The organism is Burkholderia sp. IO2 (genome assembly GCF_029522185.1).
GTDB classification, from domain to species: domain Bacteria; phylum Pseudomonadota; class Gammaproteobacteria; order Burkholderiales; family Burkholderiaceae; genus Burkholderia; species Burkholderia cenocepacia.
The window spans coordinates 1-2,032 of record NZ_JAKWFH010000131.1 but is presented as its reverse complement, the minus strand read 5'-3'; the positions used below and the strand labels follow the sequence as shown (position 1 = coordinate 2,032).

The following is a 2,032-nucleotide window of genomic DNA, read 5'->3' as shown; positions in this document are numbered from 1 at the left end:
GGCGCCGCCCGTGGCGCCGCTCGCGAGCGGTGCGGCGGCGGGCGTCGCGCAGCCGGTGCCGGGGCCGACGCTGTTGCCGCGCGAGCCGGCGGCCGGTGTATCGACGAAGGAGGCGGCGCACTAGCGTCGCGACGAATCAGGCGCAGCGCGAATCGCGCTGCGCGCATCACGCGACACGTCGCCGACAGGCGGCGCGTCACGTCATCGGCGGGGCATGGGGCCGCCGCCGGCAACGCAAGTGAACGTCACGTAAAGGAGCGAAACATGACTGCCCCCACCGGTAGCGCAACCGACACGAAGCAGGTCCAGCAACAGGCGGACGACCTGACCAAGACGCAGCTCGAACTGACGAAGATCAACTTCCAGGTTCAGCAATCGACTGCGACGTTCGAAACCAGCAACGCAGTGACCGCGCAGGAGGGGACGGCGAACGCCCAGGTCGCGCAACACCTGAGTTCCGCCGGCCGCGCGTGATGCCGGTCGCCGGCCGTGCCGCGCGACGCCGGATGCCGGGGCCGCCCGTGACGGGCGCCCGGTGCGGCGTGGGTGCGTGCCGGCCGGCCCGTTTCCGGCCCTGTCGGTCAAGGAGGACACGATCATGTCGGTAACAGGCGTAGGCGCGGCGCCGCCGGGCGCAGCCGCGCTCGCGAGTGCCGCGCAGCAAACGGGCGCGACGTCCGATCCGGCGCAGGTGCGCCAGTTCGATGCGCTGATGCAGCCGGGCGCGTCGTCGGCCGCACCCCCGTCTTCGTCCGGTGTCGCGATGTCGCGCGCACCGGCGGATGCGGCGCCGGCCGTGCAGATGACGCCCGCGCAGGCGAACCAGTCGTCGCTCGTCGAGCGGTTGCGCACCTACGGCAACGATCTCGATTCGCGGTACGCGAACATCGACAAGCACCGCAGCGAGATGCTGACGTCGATGGCGGACAGCCGCAGCGATCCGCTGATGACGATGGTGAAGGCGATGGATTTCCAGTGGACGGCAACCACCACGATTTCGGAATACCAGTTGAGCCTGTCGGTTGCGCAGGCGGCGAACGGCTTCACGCACACGGTGCTGAAGACGCAGGAGTGACGAAAGCCGGTGCGTGTGCCTGCAACGGCCGCGCGCCCTGAAGCGGACAAACGATGACGACGATCGATTCGACGCCGCGCACGCATGCGTGGCGCAGCCGGGCGGCGCGCGCGCTGCTCGCGGGGCTGCTCGTGCTGTTGGCCGGGTGCCAGAAGGAGCTGTACTCGGGCCTGTCGGAGCGCGATGCGAACCAGATGGTCGCGGTGCTCGGCGACGCGGGCATCAGCGCGTCGAAGGACAACGATGCACGCGACACGTCGGACCGCAACGCGTGGCTCGTGAGCGTCGCGGACGGCGACATGCAGGCGGCGCTCACGGTGCTGCAGGCGAACGGGCTGCCGAAGCCGAGCTATGCGAGCCTCGGCGAGCTGTTCCAGAAGCAGGGGCTCGTGTCGACGCCGGCCGAGGAGCGCGTGCGCTACCTGTACGGCGTGTCGCAGGACCTGTCGCGCACGCTGCAGGACATCGAAGGCGTGGTAGTCGCGCGCGTGCAGGTCGTGATTCCGGAGAACGATCCGCTCGCGGACAAGATCAAGCCGTCGTCGGCCGCGGTGTACATCCGCTACCGGCCGGGCGTCGACCTGCGCGCGATGGCGCCGATGGTCAAGGATCTCGTCGCGCACAGCATCGAAGGGCTGCAGTACGACAACGTGTCGCTGTTCCTGCAGCCGGCCGCCGCGCGCGCGACGCGGGTGGACGGCATCGGCAGCGCTGTGTCGGACATCCTGCGGCTGCGCTCGCCGCTCGGCTGGCTGGTGTTCGCGCTGATCCTGCTGACCTGCGCGGTGATCGCGCTGTCGGCCGCCCGGCGCGGGATGTTCGGCGCGCGCCTCGCGGGCCTCGTCGGCGCACCGCGCGGCGCGAACGGCGGTGGTTCGGCCGCGCAGCAGGCAGGCGGCGGGCTGCGTACGCCGGACGGCGCGCGCGACGGCGCATGAGCGACCCGCACGCGCTGCC

Annotated in this window: 3 protein-coding genes; all 3 read left to right on the top strand. The window is 71.1% G+C overall.

The window, feature by feature from the left end; genetic code table 11:
* The first annotated feature begins 264 nt into the window (after nucleotides 1-264).
* The 3 genes from MMB92_RS35120 to sctJ all read left to right on the top strand — a co-directional run bounded on the left by MMB92_RS35120 (nucleotide 265) and on the right by sctJ (nucleotide 2,013).
* Nucleotides 265-474 (top strand): hypothetical protein, encoded by a 210-nt coding sequence (locus tag MMB92_RS35120; protein WP_006486267.1) that lies wholly within the window; start codon nucleotides 265-267, stop codon nucleotides 472-474.
* Between the two features lie 124 nt (nucleotides 475-598).
* Nucleotides 599-1,075 carry a hypothetical protein gene (locus tag MMB92_RS35115; protein ID WP_012493472.1) on the top strand — a complete coding sequence of 159 codons (477 nt, stop codon included), beginning with the start codon at nucleotides 599-601 and terminating at the stop codon, nucleotides 1,073-1,075.
* A gap of 53 nt (nucleotides 1,076-1,128) precedes the next feature.
* Complete coding sequence (gene sctJ, locus MMB92_RS35110) at nucleotides 1,129-2,013, top strand: type III secretion inner membrane ring lipoprotein SctJ (RefSeq protein WP_012493471.1); 885 nt, start codon at nucleotides 1,129-1,131, stop codon at nucleotides 2,011-2,013.
* The last annotated feature ends 19 nt before the right edge of the window (nucleotides 2,014-2,032 follow it).